This window comes from Mycobacterium sp. SP-6446, assembly GCF_001954045.1.
Classification (GTDB): domain Bacteria; phylum Actinomycetota; class Actinomycetes; order Mycobacteriales; family Mycobacteriaceae; genus Mycobacterium.
On sequence record NZ_MBEM01000111.1, the window covers coordinates 14,966 to 39,101 of the forward strand.

Here is a 24,136-nt window from a genome sequence, read left to right on the forward strand (position 1 = left end):
TCAATGGGGTTCGTCGTCGTCTTGGCCGCGGAGGAATCGTTCGGGGTGATGAAATACGTTGGTTCGGGGTTGGCCGCGATCGAGGTGTGCCGGCGGTATCCATTCGGTGTGGCCCCTGGCGTTGGTGCGGGTGGTCCAGCCCTTTTCGACGAGCCGGTTATCGGGTCCGCAGGCCAAGGTGAGGTCATCGATGTCGGTGCGACGCGTTCTGGCCCAGCCGCGGACGTGGTGCACCTGGCTGTGGTAGGCCGGGGCGTCGCAGCCCGGCCTCGTGCACCCACGATCCCTGGCGTACAACATGATTCGCTGCGCCGGTGAGGCCGACCGCTTGGCGTGGTAAAGCGCCAGCGGTTTGGCGTTATCGAAGAGCGCCAAGTAGTGATGGGCGTGGCCGGCCCAGCGGATCACATCCGACATCGGCACCAGGGTTCCCCCACCGGTGAGTGCCTTGCCCGCGGCGGCCTCCAGATCCTGCAGCGTGGCCGTCACCACGATGGACACCGGCAACCCATTGTGCTGGCCCAGCACGCCCGAGGCGAACAGGGCGCGCAGCGCGGCCAGCAAGGCGTCATGGTTGCGTTGGGCTTGGGACCGGCTGTCGCGGCGCACCGCATCCTCGTCGGGTTCCTGGTCGACGACAGGGATTTCGTCCTCGGGGTTGCAGGCCCCGGGAGCGGCCAGCTTGGCCAGCATGGCCTCGATGGCCGCCCGCAACTCCGGTGTCACCATGCCGCTCAGGCGTGACATGCCGTCGAATTCCTGCCTGCCCAAACTGATGCCCCGCTTGCGGGCGCGTTCGGCGTCGCTGAACTCCCCGTCGGGGTTAAGCCAATCCATGATCCGCTGGGCGTATCGGGCCAACTCATCGGGGCGATAGTGGCTGGCCTGCTCCGCCAGATCGGCGTCCGCGGCCTCGCGGGTGCACACGTCCACCTCGGCGGGCAAGTGGGCGAAGAAGTCGCGGATCACCCGCACGTGCCCGTCGCCGATCAGCCCCGCCCGCTGGGCGCTCGCGGTCGCACTCAATCGCGGCGCCAACGGCTCCCCGGTCAACGCCCGCCGCGGCCCGAGGTCTGCGGCTTCGGCAATGCGCCGCGCCGCCTCGGCCTTCGTGATGCGCAGCCGGTCTGCCAGCACCGAACGCAGCGCACCGCCCAATTCTTCGGCACCGGCTTGGGCGCCGACTTGGTTGATCAGCGTGTGCTGCGGGGCCCGCAGCCGCCGCACCACCCGCTCCAGACGCTCGACGGCGCGCAACACCTCCGGGCTGGTGAACGCGTCAAAGGATAACTCGCACAAGCGATCCAGGTCGGCATCAAGCGCGTCGAACACCTCGACGATCTCCTCACGCGTGCTCGAACCCATACCGGCATGCTATGAACAGCCACTGACAAGAACCGCCGTCCTGGGACCACTGAAACCAAAGTGACACAAGGGATTACAACAAACTAGGAGCCTGTCCGCCACCGCGAAACCCGCGCGGCGCGAGGCGCGTTCAGAAATGCAAGTCGCGCTCGCGGATCAGCGCCGTGGCGACCACGCTGATCGCCGCCGTCGCAACGAGATACCCGCATGCCAGCCACGGCTTGCCACCGGCCGCCGCGATCAGCGCGGTGAGGATCATCGGGGTGACCCCGGAGGCGTAGATGCCGGACACCTGGTAGACGAACGACAAACCGGTGTAGCGGGTGCGCGTCGGATACAGCGCGGAGTACAGCGTGCCCTGCGCGCCGTAGAGCAGCGCGTGCACCACACCGAACACCACGACCATCGCCAGCCCGAACCAGAGCAGGTTCTTGGTTCCGAACAAGGCGAACGCGGGAAAGGCCGCCAGGCCGTAGCAGATCACGCCGGCGAGATACACCCGCCGCGCGCCGTAGCGGTCGGTCAGAACCCCCGATACGGGTAGCAACACCGCCATCAGCAGGGCCGCGATGGTCACCACCACCAGGACCGACACGCGGTGCAACCCCAACACGCCGGTGGCGTAGCTGATCGCGAACACACCCCAGGTGTTAAATGCCGAACCCTCCGCCCAGCGGGACAACAACCCGAGCACGGTGTTGCGCCGAGACCGCGGTTCGCGGACGATCTCGCGGATCGGCACGCTGGATGCGGCCTCGGCCTCGGCCAGCTCGCGGAAAGCCGGGGTTTCCTCGACGCGCAACCGGACCACGATGCCGATGGCGACCAGCACGATGCTCAGCAGGAACCCGATCCGCCAGCCGTAGGCGAGGAACCGTGCCGAACCCAACACGATCTGCAGGTACGCGAATATGCCTGTGCCCAAAGCCAATCCGAGCGCCAGGCCGACCTGGGGAACCGCGCCGAAGCGACCGCGCCGGTGTCCCGGGCTGTGTTCGACGGCCAGCAGCACCGCGCCGGCCCACTCGCCGCCGAGCGCGAAGCCCTGCAGGATGCGCAGCACCAACAGCAGGATCGGTGCCCAGGCACCGATCTGCGCCGCGGTGGGCAGCGCCCCGATCAACGCCGTCGCGCCGCCCATGATCAGCATCGTCAACGCCAGGCTGCGCTTGCGTCCGATCCGGTCGCCGATGTGGCCGAACACCAGCCCGCCGATCGGGCGCATGACGAACCCGACGGCGAACGTCGCGAACGCCAGCAGGGTGCCGACCAGGGAGCTGGCGTCGGGAAAGAAGACCTTGTTGAAGACCAGGCCGGCCGCGGTGGCGTAGAGGAAGAAGTCGTACCACTCGACGGTGGTGCCCAGCAGGCTTGCCGCGATGACAATGCGCAGCCGCCGTCGTCGCTGGACGTCGGATTCGTCGTGACTTATCGGCGCGGCGATCCCCGCGTCGGGCAACGTGGTTGCCATCGCTAGTGCGCCGATGCGATCGCGAACGGCGTCGTCGCGGCCGGCCGTGACTGTCGGCTGGGATGCTTCCACAGGCCCATCCGCTCCAGCAGCGGCAGCACGCCCTCGCCGAACCAGTAGGCCTCTTCCAGGTGCGGATAGCCCGACAGGATGAAGTGGCTGATGCCCAGCTGCGCGTACTCGGCCAGCCGCTCGGCGACCTCGGCGTGCGACCCGACCAGGGCGGTGCCCGCTCCGCCGCGGACCAGCCCCACCCCGGCCCACAGGTTGGGCCCGACTAACAGCCGGTTGGTGCTGCCGCCGTGCAAGTCCAGCATCCGGCGCTGACCCTCGGATTCGCTGCGCGCCAGGCTTGCCTGCACCCGTTCGACGTCCGCCGGGTCGACGGCCGCCAACAGCCGGTCGGCCTCCGCCCACGCTTCCTCGGAGGTGGGACGGCTGATCACGTGAATTCGCAAGCCGTATCGCAGAACCCGGCCGGCATCGACGGCCAGCGCCCGAATCCAGTCCAGCTTCTGCGCGACCGCCGCGGGCGGCTCACCCCAGGTGAGATAGATGTCGGAGTACTTGGCCGCCACCGGCCCGGCGGATCCCGACGATCCGCCGAAGAACACCGCGGGTATCGGGTTGGGTGGGTTGTTCAGCTGCGCGCCCTCGACGCGGATGTGGTCGCCGGCGAAGCTCACCGGCTCGGTCGAGGTCCACAGCTGGCGCACCACATGCAGGAACTCGGCGGTGCGGGCATACCGCGACTGCTTGTCCAGGAAATCCCCGTACGCGCGCTGCTCGTGCGGTTCGCCACCGGTGACGACGTTGAGCAGCAGCCGTCCATCCGAGTGCCGCTGGAAGGTCCCGGACATCTGCGCGGCCAGGGTCGGGCTGAGCAGCCCGGGACGGAACGCCACCAGGAACTTCAGCGTGTCGGTGCCCTCGATCAACGTCGCCGTCGTCAACCACGCGTCCTCACACCACAATCCGGTGGGCGTGAGCACCGCCTCGAAGCCGTTGTCCTCGGCGGCCGCGCAAATCTGGTGCAGGTAACGCAGCGTCGCAGGCCTGTCGCCGTGCATCGCGGTGCCGTGCCCGCCCGCGACCAGATTTCGGGAATCGCCGTAGGTCGGCAGAAACCAGTGAAATGCCAGGCTCATTCAATCCTCTTTCGGTCAGCCGTCGGCCCATGCACGAAAGCTTCATCGTGTAAAACCTCGGCGGGCTATGCGAGGGTTGAAACCGCCGAGATCGCAAGTGGCGGTGGCGCAAGTCGGCACAAAGTCGGCGGGGAAGGTAACCGCTTCGTGTCCGAGTGATCACACGAGATCACACAATGCTTCCAATACGGCGTGGCTCGGCCGGTAATACCCGCTCAGCGCGGCATCATTGCGACCATGCCTCACCTGACCCGTCGCGCCATCTTGCGAATGGGCGTCGGAGCCAGCGCGGGAGCCGCCGGAGTGTGGGCTTTGAGCGCCCTGCTGGATCCGCTCGAGCCGCAAGCCGCGATGTTGCCGCAAGCTCCCGCGCCGTTCGAGCCGTCGGCGGCGGGCAGCACCCTGTCGAACAAGCTCACCGGCTCGTTCATCTCCGCGGCCCGCGGCGGCGTCAAGACGAATTGGGTGATCGCCCTGCCACCCGGCCAGAACTCCCAAACCGGATCCCTGCGCCCGGTGATCGCCCTGCACGGCAAGGACGGCAACGCGAACATGGTGCTGGACTGCGGGGCCGAGAAAGCGCTCGCGCAATTGGTCAAGGAGGGCAAGCCGCCGTTCGCCGTGGTGGGTGTCGACGGCGGCAGCAACAGCTATTGGCACCGCAGGGCCGACGGCACCGACGCCGGCGCGATGGTGCTCGACGAGCTGCTGCCGATGCTGTCCTCGATGGGTTTCGACACCTCCCGGGTGGGCTTCATGGGCTGGTCGATGGGCGGCTACGGCGCGCTGCACCTGGGCGCCAAGCTGGGACCGTCGCGGACCGCCGGGATCTGCGCGATCAGCCCCGCGCTGTACACCTCGTACACCGGAAGCGCTCCCGGGGCGTTCGACAGTTACGACGACTGGGTGCAAAACAACGTGGTGGGGCTGCCGGCGCTGTCGCAGATCCCGCTGCGCGTCGACTGCGGCACCGGCGACCGCTTCTACTTCGCCACTCGTCAATTCGTCAACCAGCTGAAAAAGCCTCCCGCGGGCGGCTTTTCGGACGGGGGGCACGACATGGACTACTGGCGCGCGCAATTGCCCGGCGAACTAGCCTGGATGGCGACCTAGCCGAGACCGATGACGACCCCGCGGAACTCACCCCCACCCCGCCAAGTGGAGCGGGCGGTGAAGCGGACCGGATTTCGCCCGGACATCGAGGGTCTGCGCGCCGTCGCGGTGATTGCCGTCGTGCTGTACCACGCCGAGGTACCCGGTGTCACCGGCGGCTACATCGGCGTGGACGTTTTCTTCGTCATCTCCGGGTTCCTCATCACCGGGATCCTGTGGCGCGAGGTGACCACCGAGAACACCATCCGGCTCGGCCGCTTCTACGGTGCGCGAGCGCGCCGGCTGCTGCCCGCCGCGGCCACCGCCGGCATCGCCACCGCCATCGGCGCGGCCATCGTATTGCCACCGTTGCAGGCGCGAAGCGTCTTCGTCGACGGCGTCGCGAGCGCCCTCTACGTCGGCAACTACCGGTTCGCCCGGCAGGGCACCGACTACCTGGCTTCGAACCTGCCGCCCTCGCCGTTCGAGCACTACTGGTCACTGGGCGTCGAGGAGCAGTTCTACCTGGTGTGGCCGATGCTGCTCATCGGCACCGCGTGGCTCGTCCGGCGGGCACCACTGTTGCGCCGCCGCGCCTCTGAAGCCACGCCCTACGGGCTGGTGCTCGCGGTGGTGGCCGCGGCGTCGCTGGCGGCGGCCGTGCTGTGGACCCGGACGTCACCCGCGTGGGCGTTCTTCTCGCTGCCCACCCGAGCCTGGGAGCTGGCCGTCGGCGGGCTGGTGGCATTGACGGTCGGGCAATGGCGCCGGCTGCCGCTGCTGCCCGCGACGATCGTCGGATGCGGCGGCCTGGCCATGATCGTGCTGACCTGCACCCAACTGGGCCCACATACCCCGTACCCGGGCACCGCGGCGCTGCTGCCCGTCCTGGGCACCGCGCTGGTGATCGGCGGCGGCTGCGTCACCGGCAGCCTGGGGGCCGGCCGCGTGCTGTGCCGGCCGGCGATGCGGGCGATCGGCCGGATTTCGTACTCGTGGTACCTGTGGCACTGGCCGGTGCTGCTGCTGATGCCGCCGCTGCTGGGCATGCCCGCGGGATTGCCGGCCCGGCTGAGCGCGACCGTAGTCTCGGCCGGGCTTGCCGTGATCAGCCTGCACCTGGTCGAAAATCCCGGCCGGTTCGCGGCCGCCCTGCGCCGATCGGCGAGGAAGAGCCTTCTGGTGGCGGGCGGCGCCAGCGCCGTCACGGCGTGCGCGTGCCTGCTGCTACTGAACGTCATCCCGGTGCCGGTGGGTCACGGCACGGCCGCCCCGAAAGCGAACATCGTCGCGCTGCCCCCGGCGCCGGCGCCCGACGTCAGCCCGCAGGAAGCCGCGGTGCGCCAGGCCTTCGCGCAGGCGCGCGACGCGGTCGCCGCGTCCGCGGACCTGCGCGCCGTCCCGTCCAACCTGGACCCGTCGCTTGCCGACGCCCCGGCCGACAAGGCGGCGGTGTTCGTCAATGGCTGCACGCGATCCTGGCGTGACGTCGGGCAAGCCGAGTGCGCGGGCGGCGACGCGGCCGCGCCGACGACGGTGGCGCTGGTCGGGGATTCGCACGCCGCCATGTGGTACCCGGCGTTCCAACAGGTCGCCGAGCAACGGCACTGGCGGCTCGAGACGCTCGCCAAGGTGACCTGCCCGCTGCAGGATCTGCGCATCGTCAGCCCATATCTGGGCCGCGAGTACACCGAGTGCGAGCAGTGGCGCGGCGAGATCATGGCACGGTTGCAGGCCGAACGCCCGCGCCTGGTGGTGCTGAGCATGAGCCGGCGCTACGGCGCGGACTTCGGTTTCACGTCGTATGACGCGGGTTGGGTCGACACGTTGGGCCGCACCGTCAACCAGTTGCGCAACGCCGGCTCGACCGTCCTGGTCCTGGGGCCGGTCGCGGACCCGCGTTCCTCGGCGCCCGCCTGCCTGTCCGCGCATCTCGACGACGCCAGCGCGTGCGCGCCACCGCGTTTGGTCGCGGTCAACGGCGACGGCATCGCCGCCGAGCAAAAGGCTACGACCGGCGCCGGTGGCCATTACGCCGATCTGAGCGACCTGTTCTGCACCCCGGCCCGCTGCCCGATGATCGTCGGCAACACGTTGGTGTTCCGCGACGACAACCACGTGACGACCGAGTACGCGCAGCTGTTGACACCTTTGATGGGCGCGCTGGCCGACCGGGCGGTGGCCAATGGATGAGCCGCCAATGAACTTCTCATCGCAGTCGAACGTCGTATTAGTGAAGGGTTTTGGAGGTTTGGGGAGATGACTCCGCTGCTGCTGGTTTGCATAGCCGTTGCCACACCGGTCGTGGGAATCGGCCTGACGCACCTGCAATCGCGTCTGGAGCAATGGGACTACGACCGGCACGCAGAGGACTGAAGTCCGCGCCGCCGTATCCCGAACACCTTGTGCGGCAGGCGGTTTCGGCCGCCAGCCCGTCAATCACCTCGACAACTGCATGCGAATGAGCGGTGCGATCTTGTCCGCCAGGTACTGGTGCCCCGCGTCGTTGGGGTGCACGCCGTCGGGCCCGATCAGGTCGGGCCGGTCGACGAACCAGCGGTCACCGAGCGGATCGACGAACGCCGCACCCGCCGCGCGGGCCACGCCGTTGAGCACGTCGCGGATCATCAGCACGGAGCCCGGCACGTCGGCGGTCGGCCACGGCGGCCCGATCACCAGTAACCGCGCGTGCGGCGCAAAGCGGCGCGACAGGACGAAGGCGTTGCGGGCCCGCTCGGTCAGCAGGCCGGGATCGACGTCCTGGTCGTTGCGCGAGCCGAAGAACACGACCAGCGTGTCGTCGGGCTTGACCGCCCTGGCGGTCAGGTCCTCGAAGACACTGCCATGGTCGCCGGGGACGGCGTAGCCGGCTTTGCCCTCGGCCGCAACGTCGGGGGCGATCCGCAGTCCGCGCGCGCCAAGCGCCTGCCACGCGTGAGCGGTCCATGAATTCGGGCCCAGGCCGCCCTCGTCGGTGCCGGTGGTATAGGAGTCGCCGATCACCGCGACGCGGTTGAGTCGTGAATCAACGCTCAGCACGCCGTAGGCGCGTACGCGTGGCGGGCACGCCACGTCCGCGAAGCCCACGCCGGCCAGCAGAGCCAGACTAATGACGAACGTCGTCAGACGACTCACCACTACCTCCCCGTGAACGGCGTCCTCGTGTGCCGCATTCAGCAACGGAATCGTACGAGGAAACCGACGCGAAGCGGCGTCAACCCGCTGGTTAGCGGTCGCGGTTCGAGCTGAGGCCCCTAGAATCCCGGCCGGCCGCTACCGTGGCCGTATTCGAGAGCGTATGGGGCACAGCACCATTGGCGCATCGTGGCAATTGTCACACGGCGCGGGCCGGCACCGCTTCCAGCCCACCGTCGATCTGGTGGAGTTTGGCGGTCGGTTGCTCGGCGGGCTCGGGTTTGGTGTCCACGGCCCGGACGTCGACCATCTTGCGCATCCATCGGCGGGCGGGTTCTTCGACGAAGTGATACATCAGGGCCGAAATGCCCACGGCTATCGCGAACAGGCCGATGACGTTCCATTTCCACGGATTGTCCTGCGGCACGAGAGCGAATTGCTCGACCGTCCACCCCCACGACGTGTGCACCAGCTCATGCACCATGTACAGGCAGAACGAGATCTGCCCGCCGTACACCATCACCCGCGTCGACAGCAGCTTCGGCAGGCTGCCCAGGCCGATCGCCAGCGTGATCACCAGCGGTACGAACAGCACGTCGACCACCCCGCCGCTGTCGTTCTCCACGATCCCGCTGATCGGGTGCGCGGAAAACCAGTACAGGACGCCCACCATGGCGGCCAGGAGAAGCAGGGAGACATACCCAGCGATGCGCCGACCACGGTCGGTCAGCCGCAACCGGCGCACGGCGGCGCACGCCAGCGCGCCGGCGGTGAACTGAGTCACGATGCGCGGCAACCAGCTCCACGGCGTGTAGAAGTGGCCGCTGGTCAGCAACATCACCACCGGCGGCAACGACGCCGCGAACGCCAGCAGCATCAGGCTGCGCGCCCTCGTCGCCTGCTTCATCCGCAAGATCACCAGCACGAGGACACCGAACAGCAGGTAGGCCAGCCATTCCGCGCTGATCGACCAGGCCGGCCCGTCCCAGCTGGAGTCGTCGAAGAACGGCACGAACCACAGCTGCACCAGCAGGACCTGGCGCACGTAGCTGATCGCGGTGAGCTGAGCCGCGTCCGGCGACGGGACGTGCCCGACGTGCAGGGTGAAGATCACCCACAGCGCGGCCAGGTGCAAGGTGACGAGATAGACCGGCCATACCCTCGCCAGCCGCAGCCACAGGAAGTGCAGGGTGGCGCGCGCCGAGAACGATCGGCCCATGCGGTCGAGGTAGTTCCACGTCAGAACGAACCCACTGAGGATGAAGAAGAGGTCGACGCCCTGCGCGCCGCAGTTGAGCACCGGGGCGAGAGCGTCGCGGAAATCTTGCGAGGCGTCGCTGAGCATCGGGCGAAAGTGAAACAGCACCACCCATACCGCTGCGACGATGCGGAGTCCCGTCAGGGCCCTGATCTCGCCCCTGATCTCTGCGCCGCGCACGATGCTCTTTCCGTTGGGAGTCTGCTGTTTCGTTCGCCTGCTACTGCGGCTGACCGGGCGATTTCGCCCTTTTATTCGCCCCCCGACTGGCAACCGGCAGCTATGGCAGCGTAGCAGCGGGATCGCCGCGATGGCGGGACAGGACGTGGTGTGGCTGGCGGCGGAACGGTATCGAATTGGGGCCGCGCCGGGTGCCAATTGCCGGAAATCGCCGTTTTCGGCGTTGCCCGGTTCTCCGAAACCGCCCCGCCGGGCCCGTTATTTAGCAAAGAGTTAGACGCGGCTTTCGGTCTCCTTAGATTCTGCTGGTTTGGTTGGGGAACAGGGATAGTCGCGCTGCGTCCTTCGCAACGCCACGGGGAATGGGGCCGCTCATGACTCCACAGGGAAGCTGCACCTTTGACTGCGGTGGCGCCCAGATTCGGGCCCACTGCCGCTCCCTGGCGACGGTGGTGACCATCCGGGGGGAAATCGACGCCGTCAATGCCGATCGGGCGAGCAAGTACATCCGACGTTTCGTCGTCGGGCAAAATCCCGTGGTGCTAGATCTCAGTGACGTGACGCATTTTGCTCCGGCCGGCATCACGCTCTTGCAGATGCTCGACGAGGATTGCGACGCGGCCGGGACGGAGTGGACGTTGGTCGCGAGCCCGGCGGTAATCGACCTGCTGGGCGACGGCTGGGATGTGACGCGCTCGCTGCACGAGGCGCTGCACAATTTGGCCGATGCGATCGTCAACCGGCGTCAGCTAGTGCTGCCGCTGATCAAGAAGACGGCCTAGCGCCCCGCTCACGCCGCAGCCTGGCCAGTCCTATCACCGCCAGCACGCCGGCGGTGGTCAGCAGGACCAGGGTCAGCAGCAGCGCCTGAGGGTCGTAAACCAACGACGTGGTGAACGGCTGCCCTTCCGCGATGGGCGCGACGGCCACGGTGTGGCGCGCGTGCGACCAGCTCACCGCCGCGCCCGCGAGCGCGGCGATGGCCAGGACCAGTTCAAGCGGGGCCCGGTAGCGGGCGATCACAGCGCTGAGCCGGGTTCGTCGTCGCGATCGATGTCGCTGACGTCCGATCGGGCAGGCTCGACGCGCTCCTGGACCAGCGGGGTGAGGGCGGCCCGGAGGTGACGATGACGCCGCGCCCACGCCTGTGCGGTGCGGCCCCCGGTGAGCTTGAGGCCGATGCCCACCCGGCGCCGCGGCACGCCGACCAACTCGCCGAGCGCTCGCGACGACTGCCACTTCGCCAGCTCCTTGCCGGACGCTTCGTGATGCTCGGGTTCGGGATACACCTTGACGATTTCGCGGACCAGGATGGTTTCGGTGCCCTGGCGCAGGGCGTCTTCCGTCAGTTCGACCGAGACATGGATGCGCGCCGCCTTCACCTGCAACGCGACGAATGCCGACACCAGCACCAAGAAGATCGCCGGGACGACAAAGGACACCGGGGCACCGCTCCAGAGTTCGATCAGGAGCATGGCGCCCGCCGCCGCCGGGCCCCACGCCACCCACCACCAGCTGGCACCGGGTTCGTAGAACAACGGCTTCGGGTCGCTACCCCTCGCTGGTGTCTGTGATGTCAAAGCAAACCCATCCCGTTCCCACTTACGAAAGCCAACCGGCGGCGTCCGCGGCCCAGTACGTCAGCACGATATCCGCTCCCGCGCGCCGGATGCTGGTCAGTGACTCCAGGGCCGCGGCGCGCTCGTCGATCCAGTTGTTGGCGGCCGCAGCGCAAATCATCGCGTACTCCCCCGACACTTGATACGCGGCCACCGGCACCGGCGAGACGTCGGCCGCGGCGGCCAGCACGTCGAGATAGCCCATCGCGGGCTTGACCATCACGATGTCGGCGCCCTCGTCGAGGTCCAGCTCGATCTCGCGCAGCGCCTCGCGCAGGTTGCCCGGCTCCTGCTGGTAGGTGCGCCGGTCCCCGGACAGGCTGGAACTCACCGCCTCGCGGAACGGGCCGTAGAACGCCGAGGCGAACTTCGCCGCGTAGGCCAGGATCACCACGTCGGTGTGGCCCGCGGCGTCCAGGCCGTCGCGGATGGCGCCTACCTGTCCGTCCATCATTCCGCTCGGACCTACGACGTGGGCACCCGATTCCGCTTGTGCCACAGCCAGTTCGACGTAGCGGGCCAGGGTGGCGTCGTTGTCGACCCGGCCGCGCTCGTCGAGGACGCCGCAGTGTCCGTGGTCGGTGAACTCGTCCAGGCAGGTGTCGGCCATCAACACGGTGGAGTCACCGAGATCTTTGGCGAGGTCGCGCAGCGCGACGTTGAGGATGCCGTCGGGGTCGGTGCCGGCCGAGCCGGCCGCGTCCTTGTCCTGTTCGCGGGGAACACCGAACAGCATCAGCCCGCCCACCCCGGCCGCGACGGCATCTTGCGCGACCCTGCGCAGCGAATCCCGGCTATGCTGAACAACTTTCGGCATGGACGCGATGCCGCGCGGTTCGTCGATACCGTCGGCGACGAACATCGGCAGCACCAAATGCCTTGGCTCCAAGGATGTTTGCGCCACCAAACGTCGCAACGCGGGGGTGGAGCGGAGCCGGCGCGGGCGCTGCCGCGGGAAGGCCATTGGCTAGCGCCTGCGGCTCTTCTTGCGCGGCGGTGGCAGCGCGCCCTCGGCACGCAACCGCGCGGCGTGTTCGGCCAGCGCGTCGACCAATGGGCCGATCGCGGCGGTGTCGGGCTGGACATCCACCCGCAAGCCGAATTCGGCGGCGGTCTCGGCGGTTTTGGGGCCGATGCAGGCGATGATGGTGCGCGCGTGCGGCTTACCCGCGATGCCGACCAGGTTTCGCACGGTGGAGCTGGACGTGAAGCACACCGCGTCGAAGCCGCCGGTCTTGATCATCTCGCGGGTGGCCGCCGGCGGCGGCGCGGCGCGCACCGTCCGGTAGGCGGTGACGTCCTCGATCTCCCAGCCGCGCTCCCGCAGTCCCTCGGCCAGCGTCTCGGTGGCGATGTCGGCACGCGGCAGCAGGACACGGTTCACCGGGTCGAAAACGCTGTCGTAGGGCGGGAAGTCGTCCAACAGGCCGAGCGACGATTGCTCCCCGGCCGGCACCAGTTCGGGGCTGATCCCGAAGGCCCGGACACGGTCGGCCGTCGACTCGCCGACGCAGGCGATCTTGACCCCGGAGAACGCTCGGGCGTCCAGACCGAACTCACCGAACTTCTCCCACACCGCGCGCACCGCGTTGGTGGAGGTGAAAACGACCCACTGGAAGCGGCCGTCGACCAGACCCTTGACGGCGCGCTCCATCTGCGCGGGGCTGCGGGGCGGCTCCACGGCGATCGTCGGCACCTCGATCGGCAGCGCGCCGTACGAGGTCAGCCGCTCGCTCATCTCGCCCGCCTGGTCCTTGGTGCGCGGCACCAGGACGGTCCAGCCGTACAGTGCGCGGCTCTCCCACCAGTTCAGCTTGGCCCGGCTGCTCACCGTCTTGCCGATGGTCACCACCAGCGGTCCGGTCAGCGGACCCGCGGGGTCGGTGGCGCCCAGCACGGCCGAGTCGGTCAACCCGTGCAGCGTCGTTTCCACCGAGCGCTGCTGGCAGGTCGTGCCCTGGGCGGTGACCACGCACGGCGTGGTCTCGGCGAGCTCGTGCTCGATCAGGGTGCGCGCCGCATCGGCCAGATGCGAGGCGGTGGCCTGCAGGATCAGTGGCCCGGGAGCCGCGGCCAGCGCCTCCCAGTCGACGTCGCCACGGACGTCGGCCACGGTGTGCGCCGAGCCGAGCGGCAGTCCGGCGTACGTCGGGACCGCGCTGGTGGCGGCCAGGCCCGGCACGATCTCGAGGTGCAGGTGGCTGCGCGCGACGGCGTTCACCTCCGTGATGACCGCGTCGACGGTCAGCGGGTCGCCCGCCACCAGCCGCACCACGTCGACGCCCGAACGGGCCTCGGCGGTAAGCATCTTGGCGACTTCGGCGGGCTCGCCCAGCGCCGGGCGGACGTCGGGACCACCCGGCAGCACCGTTGGCGCGCCCTGCGCCGGGTCCTCGCCGGCGGCCTCGTCGCCCTTGCCGGGTGCCGGATCAGCGGGCGCCGGGCCGGAGACCGGCGGCAGGTCCTGGCCGATCAGCGCCAGCACCGCCTCGGGCACGTCGGGATCGGTGAACACCAGTGCCGCGTTCGCCAGTACCGTGGCGGCCCGCGTGGTCAGCAGTCCGGGGTCGCCTGGACCGGAGCCCACGAACGTGATGCGGCCCGGCCTCGGCTTACGCCCTCGCGTCGTCATTGTCGCTCCCACTCAATTTCCTCGCGCGGGGTCTTGCCGCGCTCCCCTCATCAGCTCTCGGGCGCCCAGCTCGAACAGCTCCGCAGCCACCGAGAGCCCCAGCTCCCGTGCCCGACCGGAGGTGCCAATGCCGGACGCGCGGATCACGTCGGATCCGTCCAGCGCCGCCACACAGCCACGCAGCGACAGCTCTTCGAAGACGCGGTTTTCGTCGTCGATGGACTCGACCACTTCCGCGATCGCTCCCACCGGCGCCGAGCACCCGGCTTCCAGTTCGGCCAGCAGGGCTCGCTCCGCGGTGACCGCCGCGCGTGTGTCGGCATCGTCCAATTCCGCCAGCACCGCCGCTAACTCGTCATCGGCGCGGCACTCCACGGCGAGCGCGCCCTGAGCCGGTGCTGGCAACATTTGCACCGGCTCTAGCGTCTCGGTGACATCGCCGAGGCGGCCCAACCGGGCCAGACCGGCCCGGGCCACGACGACGGCGTCAAGATCACCACTACTTACCCTGTTCAACCTGGTATCTAGGTTGCCTCGTAGGGGGCGGATTTCCAAACCGAGACCCAATGCTCTAAGCTGTGCGGCCCGCCGCGGGGAGGACGTGCCCACCAGCGAACCGGTCGGCAACTCGGCGAGCACCAGTCCGTCGCGTGCCACCACCGCGTCGCGGGGGTCGTTCCGTGGGGGTATCGCGGCCACCACGAACCTGGGATCCTCGGCCGTCGGCAAATCCTTGTGCGAGTGCACGGCAGCGTCGACGCGCCCGTCGTCGATGGCCTCACGCAGCGCGGTGGTGAAGGCGCCGACGCCGAGACTTTCGATGGGCGCCGACGACCGGTCGCCCGCGGTGCTGATCGTCACCAACTCCGCGGGGTGGCCCTTGGCGATCAGGGCGTCCCTGATGCCGGCGGCCTGAGTGGTGGCCAGCAGACTGCCCCGCGTGCCGATCCGGATCACGTGTGCCAATCGGCTACTCGGCAGGCTGCTGCGGGGTGCCGGCATCGAATCCGGTTGACACCACTGGCAATTCGCCCGCTGCGACGGCGTCGACAGCGGTCTGGTCGAGTTCGAACAGCTCTCGCAGCGCCTCGGCGTAGCTGTCACCGCCGGGGGCGCTGGCGAGTTGTTTGATGCGCACAGTCGGCGCATGCAGCAGCTTGTCGACCACCCGGCGCACCGTGCGGGCGACTTCTTCGCGCTGGGCGCTTTCCAGGCCGGGCAGCCGGTTTTCCAGCCGCAGCAGCTCGGCCTCGACGACGTCGGCGGCTCGCTGGCGCAGCGCCGTCACCGTCGGGGTGACCTCCGCCATCCGCTGCCCCGCCAGGTAGGCGGCGACTTCGGCCGCCACGATGTGCCGGGCCGCGTCGACGTCGGCCGCCGCCGCGTGGGCGGAAGGTTCGTGCTGGACGCGCTCGACGTCGACGACCCAGACGCCGGGCAGTCCGGCTACCGCGGGATCGACGTCACGCGGCATACCGAGGTCGCAGATCACCAGCGGGTGGGTTGTCTCATCGACAATCGAGCGGCGGGCGGCGGCAAGCGCGTGGTGCACGTCGGCCAGCGAAACCACCGGGCTGACCGCCCCGGTACAGCTGACGACGACGTCGGCCTCCGCCAGTGCGCCGGGCAGCCGGTCGAGGGGTAGCGCCTCGGCCTTGGCGCCGGATTCGCGGATCTTGCGCACCAACCGCTGCGCCCGCGACAACGACCTGTTCACCACCAGGATGTGCCCGATGCCGGCGCGGGCCAGGTGGGCCGACGACAGGGCGCCCATCGCCCCCGCGCCGATCACGACGGCGGTCTTGCCGGTCAGTCCGCCCAGGTTGCGTTCGGCCATGCCCAGCGCGACCGAGACCACCGAGGCGCCGGCCGCGTCGATGGCGGTTTCGGAATGCACCCGCTTGCCGACCGACAGGGCCCGCTGCGCCAGCTCGTGCAGCACCCGCCCGACGGTGCGGTTGGTCTCGGCGGTGGCGTAGGCGCGGCGGACCTGGCCGAGCACCTGTTGCTCGCCGACGACGGCGGAATCCAGGCCGCTGGCAACGGCGAACAGGTGCTCTACGGCGGCCTCGCTGTAGCGCACGTAGGCGTACTTGGTCAGGTCGCCCATCGACATGCCGGAGTATTCGGACAGCACCTGCCCGATGACCGCCAACCCGCCGTGGAAAGCGTCCACCACCGCGTAGACCTCGACCCGGTTGCATGTCGACAGCACCATGGCCTCGGTCACCAGGGGGGACTGCAACACCCGATCGACGATCTTGATCTGGTCGGCATCGTCGATGCTGAGTTGTTCCAGGACGGAAACCGGCGCACTGCGGTGCGAAACTCCGAAAAGCAGGATGCTCACGGCAGCATCACCTGGCCAGCTCCCTTGCTTCCTCCAGTAACTGAACTGGTGTCCACGGTAAACGTTTATCAGGTGGGCTACCAAATAATCGCCCGGCGCCTAAGGCCGGGCAGCCCGCACCCTCACCGGGCTAGATCGGCACGAAGTCTGGGCTCATCGATCTCCCAGTAGCTGTGTTCGCTGCCGTCCAGCAAGATCACCGGCAAACGATCGCCGAACTCGGCGCGCAGCTCGGGCCTGCCGGCCGACGCCGCGGCGTCGACGTCGGTCGTCGAAAGGTCGAAGCCCAGCTCACCAGCCAGTTCCGCAAGCCGGGCGTGTACCCGCGCGCAGATGCTGCACCCGTGGCGGGTCAGCAGTTCCACCTGCGGCCGAGGTGCGGGCTCGGACATGGACACCAGTGTGGCACCGGCCCGGGCGGTGAATTGTGGAGGCGCCCGCAGATGATTAGGTTTCGGCTGTGGCCGCTGACGACAATCTGCGTGTAGATCCCCAGGTGATGCAGGGATTCGCGCAAAGCCTGAGCGGTGCCGCCGAGGATCTGCGGAGCCGGCTGGCCGAACTCGACGGTCAGGTCGGCGAGATGCTCGGGGGCTGGCGCGGCGCGTCCGGCGACGCCTACGGCTCGGCTTGGCAGATGTGGCACCGCGGCGCCACCGAGGTGGAGCTGGGCTTGTCGATGCTGGCAAAGGCGGTTGCCCAGGCCGGCGGGGGTTATCAGCAGAACGAGGCCGGCTCGGCGCAGGCGTTGCGGGCGGTGCGCAATGGCTGACGCGTTTCAGGTGGATCCCGACGCGCTGGCCGACGCGGTCGAGCGGATGTCTGAGTTTCAGCGCTACGCCGAAAGCATGCTGTCCGAAATCGATTCTCTGGTAGGCAATTTGCACGCGACCTGGACGGGTGAAGGCGCGACGGCTCACGCCGAGGCGCACCGGCACTGGACGCATGGTGAGGCGGTGATGCGTGAGGCGCTGTCCCAGCTGCGAACAGCCGCGCATACCGCGCACGGCAACTACACCGGCGCCATGGCCAAGAATTTGAGCATGTGGTCGTGAGCTAATGGCGCCGCTGGCGGTTGACACCGCGGCCCTCGATAGCGCAGGCGCCGAGGTGGTGACGGCAGGCGAGGGTCTGGGCTCGGTGATCTCGACGTTGACGGCGGTGCTGTCCGGGTGCGCAGGGATGGCCGGCGACGATCCCGCCGGCGCGGCGCTCGGCCGCAGCTACGACAGTTCGGCGGCCAAGCTCGTCCAGGCCATGGTGGTCACGCGAAACGGCTTGTGCGGTCTGGGTGTTGGCGTGCGGATGTCGGCGCACAATTACTCGCTGGCCGAAGCGCAGTCGGACGTTTCCGGCCATGGCAGCCCGCTTCCGGCGCCTCGATCGACGGGGCCGATCTCGGCGGGCTCCCCGCCCTCGTCGGTCGGAACCGGCGACGGCGCCCCGGCAGGCTGGGGATGGGTCGCCCCGTTCATCGGGATGATCTGGCCGAGCGCGGATTCGGGGATGTTGCGCGCCGCGGCCGCAGCCTGGAGCGCGGCGGGCACACAGTTCGCGGTCGCCGAGATCCTCGGGACGGGCGGTCCGATGGGAGCCATTCGCGGCCAACAGATCCCGGAGGGCCCGGCCATCGATCGCGCGTTCACCGAGGCCTACAGCAGCACCACCGGCATCGTGCAGCAGTCCCAGAAGATCGCCGCCCAACTCAGCGATTATGCGGCGAAGGTCGATCAGGTGCACGCGGCGATCCTGGATCTGCTGGCCCGCATCTGTGATCCGATGACCGGGATCAAAGAGGTCTGGGACATTCTCACCGACGAAGACGAAGACGAGATCAAAAAGATCGCCGACGACATTCGCACGGTGGTGGACCGGTTCACCGCGGAGGTCGATGCGCTGCGCGCCGAGATCGCGGCCACCGTGCGTGAGGCGGAAACGATCCTTACGACGATGGGCGACTACGCCTCGCGGGAGTGGGATCAGTTCCTGCACGGCACCGACGTCGGCCGAGCCATCAACCAAGTGGGGCAGTACGCCAAAGGCGTGTATTCGGAGGCCGGCGGATTCGTCAAGGGGCTCTACGACATCAGTCAACTGCGACTGCTGTTCGACCCGGTGGGCTATGCCAGAGACATGGGCGGGATGGTCCAGGGCTCTCTGCCGCTCGTCGGATTGGGCCCTGACCGTGGGCCTGGCGTCGTGGAGTCGTGGAAGCAGCTCGGTAAGGGCCTTGCGCATTGGGACGAATGGAAAACCAATCCCGCGGAAGCGGCCGGCAAATCCGTGTTCGACCTCGTGACGTTGGCCCTCCCGGGGGGGCCGCTCTCGAAGATTGGCAAGGTGGGCCACGGCGCTCTTGATGCGCTAGGACGCTTAAAACCGGGAGAGCTTCCGAAACCCCCGTCCATCAAGCCGCCCACGGTTGAGCCGCCACGGGTTGAGCCGCCAACCCCCAAGCCGCCAGAGCCGGGCCCGAAGCCGCCGGAACCTGGTCGCCCCGCCCCCGCTCCGCCGGGCAAGCCGACACCGCCGCCTCCCGGATCTCCGCTACCGCACGGCCCGACGGAATCCCGCCCGCCTGTCGAGCCGCCGCATGGGGGTGAGCCGCCGAAACCGACTTCGCCGCCGCACGAGTCCCCCACGCAGGTGTCGGCACCCGCAGAGGGCAAGCCACCGCCCCACGGGTCCGGCGCGGCGCCGGCGGCCGCGCCGGCAGAACGCACGCCGCCCCACCCACCGCCGCACGAGCGCGTCCCTGCCGCAGTGTCAGCCCCGGCAGCCGGGGCTCCGGCCGAATCGGTTCCGAGCGCCGCGGTCCCGTCGGCGTCCGCGCCCGCGGCTTCTGCGCCTTCGCTGCCCGAGCCGCATCTGTCGTCGCCATCTTCTGCCGCGGCGGGGGGCCTTCCTGCCGAAGCGCCACCGCCATTTGGAGGGACACCCCACGGCGGAGAACCCGGAGCTCACCCACCCGAGCCACCAAAGCCCGGCGACGGCGCGCCACGTCAACCCGGCGACGGCGATGCACCAGCTGGGTCACACCCACCGGACGATGCCTCGCCTGCCGACGATCCCGCGCACGAGCATCAACCTGGACACACAACGCCGTCGGATTTGCCGCCATACCGACAAGCGCAGGTAGCACTCGCCGAATCACCCGAGCAACTCGTACGCGACCTCGTCGAACACGGCTGTCCGCGGGATATCGCCGAATCAGCGTTGCACAACCCGTATTCGGGAATGAACGCCCAGGAGATCCTGAATCAATTCTGGGACCCTGCGAAAGCGACGTGGAAATGGCCAGAAGCTAATGGATTCGCGGATGGCAAATGGGAAACGGCCCGCAGCATTCCAAAAGAAGCCTGGCTCGATAGGATCGGAGAGGTCAGCGGCGAAAGAGGCGACTTTATGGGCACGGTCGGCGACAGTTATCCTCAACGCGGCCTGGCCCCCGGTTCATCCGGCGATTACAATCGCTTTCACGGCACCGGCAAGGAATTGCCCGATGGTTGGGAAGTCAGATACGGAAAGGTCGCGGAAGCGTTCGGCCAGCCCGGCGGTGGAACTCAATGGGTAGTCGTGGACAAGGACGGTCAAATAGTGCTGATCAAGTTCTTGATCGACGAAGGTTATTTGGATTGGGGATAGCGCTGATGCCAAAAGGAAAGTTTCGAGGGTGAAAATGGAAGTTGGCGGTCCCGTTGCGGGAAACGACCGTACCGAGGCAAATCGTTACTACGAGCTGTGGCGCAGGATTGCCAACTTCGCCGGTAACGGCCCGTATGACGAGGCTGTCTGGGAAAATGATCGCCTGTACCTTCGTTCCGACTATTCGGAAAAATTGAAAGAATGGCCTAAGTGGGCGGAGCTCGGCGACTGGGCGGCATGGATCATCGCGCCGAAACCTGACGGCTATATCCGAGTACTAAGTTCGCTAAAGCATGAACGCGATGCTGAGCGAACTGAGCGGGTAGAAGTCATGTTCTCCCGTTTTTCGGATGCCACTAAATATGTTATTTTGCGAATCGGTGACAGTATCCGTAGCCGTAGCGACATACGGTTAAGAACGCTATTCGTCAACTGGGAGGCGCGCGGGCTGGATTCGCGGATAAGAGTCCAGCCGGCCAGCGGAGAGGTCATCGACCTCTTAACTACCGAACGGCCAACCCTCGAAAAGGACTATGCGGAAAAACATCTCAAGAGCTACGTACTAGACGAGGATGCGAACTCTTACGGATTTGCATTAGATTCCGAACAACCGAGGATGGAAGTCCTCGCTCTATCGTTCGAGGAGCTGACTGCGGCATTGCTCGACGGGATGCCGGAAAGCATCACTTCGCAAGTCGCGCTGTGGCGAGAGTAGCCGCGCGTTTGGAACATGGAATGCAGCGCCGGCAAGCAACGGAGAGGCGTAAACCGAGGATGACGATTAGACGCGAACACAGCGCCAGGCACCCCGGCCGTCAGGGCTGCCCTTTCAGCGAGCCCGTGCGTTTGTCGGGAGTGTAAGCGACGCACGCAACGCCGCGGTCGTGAGACCGATCCCATGTTTCAGATGTCGGATACGCGACCTTTATCTGTACGTTCGAATCCTGTTGTGCTCTCTGCGAGTAATTCGGTAACGCGTCCGAGCACTTGTTCGCGTACTCATCGATGATCGATCGGCCAGGGTAAGGCCCGTCGGGAACTGTGAATACCGCGTAGACCTCCGCGGTGTGGGGCTGGTCGCAGCTTATGGTGTCCACCGATGAGACATTTTTGCCTTGCGGAGTGTTGACCAGGCACTCACCGACCTTCACGTCTGTTATCGCCTCACTAGTACCGGGCGACAGCACAGCGAAAACGATGGCGACACTGTAGAGCACCACATACACCGCCGAGGCCACCATTCCCGCGATCGCCAAGCCGCGACCGCGTTGACCACGGCGCTTGATCTGGGAGAGCGCGATGATCCCGAAGGTGACGCTCAGCAAGGCACCACCCAGGACGCCAAACACCAGCGATGCGATAGCGAAGCCGTTCGTTCTGGGCTGAAGGCCCGGGTAACCAGGCTGAAGCGTCGGCTGGCCCCACGGTTGCTGCTGGGAAGGCGGCGGGGCATAACCGCCCGGGGGTGGTTGATGACCGCCCGGGGGTGGTTGATAGGGCGGAATCCACCCCGGGGGCTGCGTCATCCGGCCAGCGTAACGGCGGTAATGCACACACGGTGGACAGTTGAACCACGTTCTTCGCTTGCCCGCTGGGCACTCCCGGCGCTGGCATCTCGCCTACCGGCGTCGCCCGACCAGGCCGCGCGGCACCACGTCGTCCCATCACCCCCACCGCCGAACGCGACCGCCGCCGCAGCGACGAACGTGACGCTGCCGTCACGCTGGAGCCCGAACGTGACGCTAGCGTCACGTTCGGCGACGCAACCCACACAACCTCCACACATCTGCCGGATAGGGTTGAGATCTGCCAGCGATGTAGGAGGGTTGGCGATGACTTCCCCTGAGTCCGGCGGCGCGGAACCAACCGCTCCCGTCGACTTGCAGACGCTGGCCGCCAACGCCAGCGCCGCGCGTGCGCTCGAGGGCCTGGAGGAGGCCGCCGAGGACGGGCACCCGCAGCCGCCGATCGACCTGACCGCCGCCGCATTTTTCGACGTCGACAACACGTTGGTACAGGGTTCGTCGGCCGTGCACTTCGGTCGCGGGCTGGCCGCTCGCAACTATTTCACTTATCGCGATGTGCTCGGATTCATCTACGCCCAGGCCAAGTTTCAGTTGCTCGGCAAGGAGAACAGCGACGACGTCGCCGCGGGACGCCGGAAGGCGCTCGCCTTCATCGAGGGCCGGTCGGTTTCGGAGCTGGAGCGTCTCGGCGAGGAGATCTACGACGAAATCATCGCCGACAAGATCTGGGCGGGCACCCGCGAGCTCACCCAAATGCATCTCGATGCCGGCCAGCAGGTCTGGCTGATCACCGCCACGCCCTACGAACTCGCCGCGACCATCGCGCGGCGGCTCGGCTTGACCGGCGCCCTGGGGACCGTCGCCGAGTCGGTCGACGGGGTGTTCACCGGGCGGCTGGTCGGCGAGATCCTGCACGGTACGGGTAAGGCGCACGCCGTGCGGTCGCTGGCGATCCGGGAGGGGCTCAACCTCAAACGCTGCACCGCCTATTCCGACAGCTACAACGACGTCCCCATGCTGTCGTTGGTTGGTACGGCGGTGGCCATCAACCCCGATGCCCGGCTGCGTGCGCTGGCGCGCGAGCGGGGCTGGGAGATTCGCGACTTCCGCACCGCCCGCAAGGCGGCCCGGATCGGGGTGCCGTCGGCCTTGGCGCTGGGTGCGGCAGGCGGTGCGCTGGCCGCGTTGGCGTCGCGACGCCAATCACGCTGATAAGCTGCGCCGCTGAGCAGCTATTCGAACAGAGAGCAAAGGGCATGACAGTCCCCAAAGAGGCCGAAGGCATCATCGGCAGCCACTACCGGGCACCGGACTACTTCCAGGTCGGACGCGAGAAGATCCGCGAGTTCGCCCTCGCGGTGAAAGACGACCACCCCGCGCACTTCAACGAGTCCGACGCCGCCGAGGCCGGCTATCCCGAGTTGGTCGCGCCCCTGACGTTCCTGGCGATCGCGGGACGGCGCGTACAGCTGGAGATCTTCACCAAGTTCAGCATCCCGATCAACATTGCCCGGGTCCTGCACCGCGACCAGAAGTTCATTTTCCACCGGCCGATCCTGGCCCAGGACAAGCTGTACTTCGACACCTATCTAGACTCGGTAATCGAGTCCCACGGCGCGGTGATCAGTGAAATCCGCAGCGAAGTCACAGACGCCGAGGGCAAACCGGTGGTCACCAGCGTTGTCACAATGTTGGGAGAAGCCGCACACCAAGATGCCGACGCCGCGACGACCGCCGCAGCAATTGCATCCATATCTGCTGGAAAGTAGGGTCAATTCAATGACGTCACAGGGTGAAACGGGTGGCACCCAGCTGAAGCCCCCGGTCGAAGATGTCCGATCCCATTACGACAAATCGAACGAGTTCTTCAAGCTTTGGCTCGACCCGTCGATGACTTACAGCTGCGCCTACTTCGACGAGCGCCCGAACATGACGTTGGAAGAGGCTCAGTACGCCAAGCGCAAACTCTCGCTGGACAAGCTCAACCTCGAGCCCGGCATGACGCTCCTCGACATCGGGTGCGGCTGGGGCTCCACCATGCGGCACGCGCTGCAGGAGTACGACGTCAACGTGATCGGCCTGACGCTGAGCGAGAACCAGTACGCCCACGACAAGGCGAAGTTCGACGAGATCGACACCCCCCGCCGCAAAGAGGTGCGGATCCAGGGCTGGGAAGAGTTCGACGAGCCGATCGACCGGATCGTGTCACTCGGTGCCTTCGAGCATTTCGCCGACGGCGCCGGCGACGCCGGCTTCGAGCGCTACGACGCCTTCTTCAAGAAGTTCTACAGTCTGACGCCCGACGACGGCCGAATGCTGTTGCACTCGATCATCATTCCGGACAAAGACGAAGCCGAGGAGCGCGGCCTGGAAACGCCGATGAGCCTGCTGCGCTTCATCAAATTCATCCTGACCGAGATCTTCCCGGGCGGCAGGCTGCCTCGGATCTCGCAGGTCGACCACTACTCGTCCAACGCCGGCTGGAAGGTCGAGCGCTACCACCGGATCGGCCACAACTACGTGCCGACCCTGAACGCCTGGGCCGACGCGCTCGAAGCGAACAAGGACAAGGCGATCGAGCTCAAGGGGCAGGAGACCTACGACATCTACATGCACTACCTGCGTGGGTGCTCGGACCTCTTCCGCGACCACTACACCGACGTCTGCCAGTTCACTCTGGTCAAGTAGCCGTCGAGCGCAAAGCGCCCCGGTGCC

At 67.5% G+C, this 24,136-nt stretch carries 22 protein-coding genes and 1 pseudogene; 10 read left to right on the plus strand and 13 right to left on the minus strand.

Translation table 11 applies throughout. From position 1 onward, the window contains the following. The 3 genes from A5736_RS09535 to A5736_RS09545 form a co-directional block, all read right to left on the minus strand. Entirely contained in the window at positions 1 to 1,365 is a 1,365-nt protein-coding gene (locus tag A5736_RS09535) for an HNH endonuclease signature motif containing protein (RefSeq protein ID WP_076245818.1), read from the minus strand. A gap of 130 nt (positions 1,366 to 1,495) precedes the next feature. Continuing rightward, complete coding sequence (locus A5736_RS09540) at positions 1,496 to 2,836, minus strand: MFS transporter (protein ID WP_076245820.1); 1,341 nt, start codon at positions 2,834 to 2,836, stop codon at positions 1,496 to 1,498. A gap of 2 nt (positions 2,837 to 2,838) precedes the next feature. After that, a complete protein-coding gene (locus tag A5736_RS09545; RefSeq protein ID WP_076245821.1) occupies positions 2,839 to 3,984 on the minus strand; it encodes an LLM class flavin-dependent oxidoreductase in 1,146 nt (381 codons plus the stop codon). A gap of 237 nt (positions 3,985 to 4,221) precedes the next feature. Here A5736_RS09545 and A5736_RS09550 point away from each other — a divergent pair, with 237 nt between their 5' ends. Both A5736_RS09550 and A5736_RS09555 read left to right on the plus strand, forming a co-directional pair. Then, positions 4,222 to 5,097 carry an esterase family protein gene (locus A5736_RS09550; protein WP_083667279.1) on the plus strand — a complete coding sequence of 292 codons (876 nt, stop codon included), beginning with the start codon at positions 4,222 to 4,224 and terminating at the stop codon, positions 5,095 to 5,097. 45 nt (positions 5,098 to 5,142) lie between these two features. After that, on the plus strand, positions 5,143 to 7,269 hold the full coding sequence (locus A5736_RS09555; RefSeq protein ID WP_076245822.1) for an acyltransferase family protein: 2,127 nt from the start codon (positions 5,143 to 5,145) through the stop codon (positions 7,267 to 7,269). Positions 7,270 to 7,515: 246 nt separating this feature from the next. Here the strand turns inward: A5736_RS09555 and A5736_RS09560 are convergent, their stop codons facing one another. Both A5736_RS09560 and A5736_RS09565 read right to left on the minus strand, forming a co-directional pair. After that, the gene (locus tag A5736_RS09560; protein ID WP_076245867.1) at positions 7,516 to 8,211 is read right to left on the minus strand and encodes a GDSL lipase; all 696 of its coding nucleotides are present in this window, start codon (positions 8,209 to 8,211) and stop codon (positions 7,516 to 7,518) included. Positions 8,212 to 8,410: 199 nt separating this feature from the next. Beyond that, positions 8,411 to 9,649 (minus strand): acyltransferase, encoded by a 1,239-nt coding sequence (locus A5736_RS09565; RefSeq protein ID WP_076245824.1) that lies wholly within the window; start codon positions 9,647 to 9,649, stop codon positions 8,411 to 8,413. 374 nt (positions 9,650 to 10,023) lie between these two features. Between A5736_RS09565 and A5736_RS09570 the strand changes: the two genes are divergently transcribed. Then, positions 10,024 to 10,431 (plus strand): STAS domain-containing protein, encoded by a 408-nt coding sequence (locus A5736_RS09570; protein WP_076123534.1) that lies wholly within the window; start codon positions 10,024 to 10,026, stop codon positions 10,429 to 10,431. Here the strand turns inward: A5736_RS09570 and A5736_RS09575 are convergent. From A5736_RS09575 to A5736_RS09605, 7 genes and pseudogenes are all read right to left on the minus strand, one after another. Further along, on the minus strand, positions 10,415 to 10,672 hold the full coding sequence (locus tag A5736_RS09575) for a hypothetical protein (RefSeq protein WP_076245826.1): 258 nt from the start codon (positions 10,670 to 10,672) through the stop codon (positions 10,415 to 10,417). The two genes, A5736_RS09570 and A5736_RS09575, sit on opposite strands and share 17 nt — an antisense overlap. Further along, positions 10,669 to 11,187 carry a DUF3093 domain-containing protein gene (locus A5736_RS09580; RefSeq protein WP_076245828.1) on the minus strand — a complete coding sequence of 173 codons (519 nt, stop codon included), beginning with the start codon at positions 11,185 to 11,187 and terminating at the stop codon, positions 10,669 to 10,671. The genes A5736_RS09575 and A5736_RS09580 overlap by 4 nt, the downstream gene beginning before the upstream one ends. A 64-nt stretch (positions 11,188 to 11,251) precedes the next feature. Then, positions 11,252 to 12,232 (minus strand): porphobilinogen synthase, encoded by a 981-nt coding sequence (hemB, locus tag A5736_RS09585; protein WP_076245830.1) that lies wholly within the window; start codon positions 12,230 to 12,232, stop codon positions 11,252 to 11,254. Between the two features lie 3 nt (positions 12,233 to 12,235). Continuing rightward, a complete protein-coding gene (locus A5736_RS09590) occupies positions 12,236 to 13,900 on the minus strand; it encodes a uroporphyrinogen-III synthase (RefSeq protein ID WP_076245832.1) in 1,665 nt (554 codons plus the stop codon). A gap of 12 nt (positions 13,901 to 13,912) precedes the next feature. Beyond that, positions 13,913 to 14,857, minus strand: a complete 945-nt coding sequence (gene hemC, locus A5736_RS09595; RefSeq protein ID WP_076245869.1) for a hydroxymethylbilane synthase — start codon at positions 14,855 to 14,857, stop codon at positions 13,913 to 13,915. Positions 14,858 to 14,870: 13 nt separating this feature from the next. Next, positions 14,871 to 16,250, minus strand: a complete 1,380-nt coding sequence (locus tag A5736_RS09600) for a glutamyl-tRNA reductase (protein WP_076123508.1) — start codon at positions 16,248 to 16,250, stop codon at positions 14,871 to 14,873. 7 nt (positions 16,251 to 16,257) lie between these two features. Further along, positions 16,258 to 16,642 (minus strand): annotated as a pseudogene (locus A5736_RS09605) (glutaredoxin family protein). Positions 16,643 to 16,710: 68 nt separating this feature from the next. Between A5736_RS09605 and A5736_RS09610 the strand changes: the two are divergent. From A5736_RS09610 to A5736_RS26745, 4 genes are read left to right on the plus strand one after another with little or no spacing between them, the layout of a single operon-like run. After that, on the plus strand, positions 16,711 to 17,022 hold the full coding sequence (locus A5736_RS09610) for a WXG100 family type VII secretion target (protein ID WP_076245834.1): 312 nt from the start codon (positions 16,711 to 16,713) through the stop codon (positions 17,020 to 17,022). Beyond that, positions 17,015 to 17,305 (plus strand): WXG100 family type VII secretion target, encoded by a 291-nt coding sequence (locus A5736_RS09615; RefSeq protein WP_076245836.1) that lies wholly within the window; start codon positions 17,015 to 17,017, stop codon positions 17,303 to 17,305. Before A5736_RS09610 ends, A5736_RS09615 begins: the two co-directional genes overlap by 8 nt. A gap of 4 nt (positions 17,306 to 17,309) precedes the next feature. Continuing rightward, on the plus strand, positions 17,310 to 19,895 hold the full coding sequence (locus tag A5736_RS09620) for a TNT domain-containing protein (RefSeq protein WP_076245838.1): 2,586 nt from the start codon (positions 17,310 to 17,312) through the stop codon (positions 19,893 to 19,895). Positions 19,896 to 19,929: 34 nt separating this feature from the next. Beyond that, positions 19,930 to 20,610 carry a hypothetical protein gene (locus tag A5736_RS26745; RefSeq protein WP_254848334.1) on the plus strand — a complete coding sequence of 227 codons (681 nt, stop codon included), beginning with the start codon at positions 19,930 to 19,932 and terminating at the stop codon, positions 20,608 to 20,610. A 100-nt stretch (positions 20,611 to 20,710) separates the two neighbouring features. Here A5736_RS26745 and A5736_RS09630 read toward each other — a convergent pair whose 3' ends face one another. Beyond that, positions 20,711 to 21,421, minus strand: coding sequence for a DUF4190 domain-containing protein (locus A5736_RS09630; RefSeq protein WP_076245840.1), 711 nt, complete (start codon positions 21,419 to 21,421; stop codon positions 20,711 to 20,713). Positions 21,422 to 21,727: 306 nt separating this feature from the next. On the opposite strand from A5736_RS09630, the gene A5736_RS09635 reads away from it, so the two are divergent. Genes A5736_RS09635 through cmaA2 form a run of 3 tightly spaced genes read left to right on the plus strand, consistent with a single transcriptional unit; the run spans position 21,728 to position 24,109 of the window. Continuing rightward, complete coding sequence (locus tag A5736_RS09635) at positions 21,728 to 22,633, plus strand: HAD family phosphatase (RefSeq protein ID WP_076123502.1); 906 nt, start codon at positions 21,728 to 21,730, stop codon at positions 22,631 to 22,633. Positions 22,634 to 22,677: 44 nt separating this feature from the next. Continuing rightward, a complete protein-coding gene (locus tag A5736_RS09640) occupies positions 22,678 to 23,190 on the plus strand; it encodes a MaoC family dehydratase N-terminal domain-containing protein (RefSeq protein WP_076123501.1) in 513 nt (170 codons plus the stop codon). Between the two features lie 10 nt (positions 23,191 to 23,200). After that, entirely contained in the window at positions 23,201 to 24,109 is a 909-nt protein-coding gene (gene cmaA2, locus A5736_RS09645) for a cyclopropane mycolic acid synthase CmaA2 (RefSeq protein ID WP_076123500.1), read from the plus strand. The last annotated feature ends 27 nt before the right edge of the window (positions 24,110 to 24,136 follow it).

Bases quoted from the DNA above. Each gene is read 5' to 3' on its own strand.
- A5736_RS09535 (WP_076245818.1), bottom strand. From the start codon at position 1,365: ATGGGTTCGAGCACGCGTGAGGAGATCGTCGAGGTGTTCGACGCGCTT.
- A5736_RS09540 (WP_076245820.1), bottom strand. From the start codon at position 2,836: ATGGCAACCACGTTGCCCGACGCGGGGATCGCCGCGCCGATAAGTCAC.
- A5736_RS09545 (WP_076245821.1), bottom strand. From the start codon at position 3,984: ATGAGCCTGGCATTTCACTGGTTTCTGCCGACCTACGGCGATTCCCGA.
- A5736_RS09550 (WP_083667279.1), top strand. From the start codon at position 4,222: ATGCCTCACCTGACCCGTCGCGCCATCTTGCGAATGGGCGTCGGAGCC.
- A5736_RS09570 (WP_076123534.1), top strand. From the start codon at position 10,024: ATGACTCCACAGGGAAGCTGCACCTTTGACTGCGGTGGCGCCCAGATT.
- hemB (WP_076245830.1), bottom strand. From the start codon at position 12,232: ATGGCCTTCCCGCGGCAGCGCCCGCGCCGGCTCCGCTCCACCCCCGCG.
- A5736_RS09590 (WP_076245832.1), bottom strand. From the start codon at position 13,900: ATGACGACGCGAGGGCGTAAGCCGAGGCCGGGCCGCATCACGTTCGTG.
- A5736_RS09615 (WP_076245836.1), top strand. From the start codon at position 17,015: ATGGCTGACGCGTTTCAGGTGGATCCCGACGCGCTGGCCGACGCGGTC.
- A5736_RS09620 (WP_076245838.1), top strand. From the start codon at position 17,310: ATGGCGCCGCTGGCGGTTGACACCGCGGCCCTCGATAGCGCAGGCGCC.
- A5736_RS26745 (WP_254848334.1), top strand. From the start codon at position 19,930: ATGGAAGTTGGCGGTCCCGTTGCGGGAAACGACCGTACCGAGGCAAAT.
- A5736_RS09630 (WP_076245840.1), bottom strand. From the start codon at position 21,421: ATGACGCAGCCCCCGGGGTGGATTCCGCCCTATCAACCACCCCCGGGC.
- A5736_RS09635 (WP_076123502.1), top strand. From the start codon at position 21,728: ATGACTTCCCCTGAGTCCGGCGGCGCGGAACCAACCGCTCCCGTCGAC.
- A5736_RS09640 (WP_076123501.1), top strand. From the start codon at position 22,678: ATGACAGTCCCCAAAGAGGCCGAAGGCATCATCGGCAGCCACTACCGG.
- cmaA2 (WP_076123500.1), top strand. From the start codon at position 23,201: ATGACGTCACAGGGTGAAACGGGTGGCACCCAGCTGAAGCCCCCGGTC.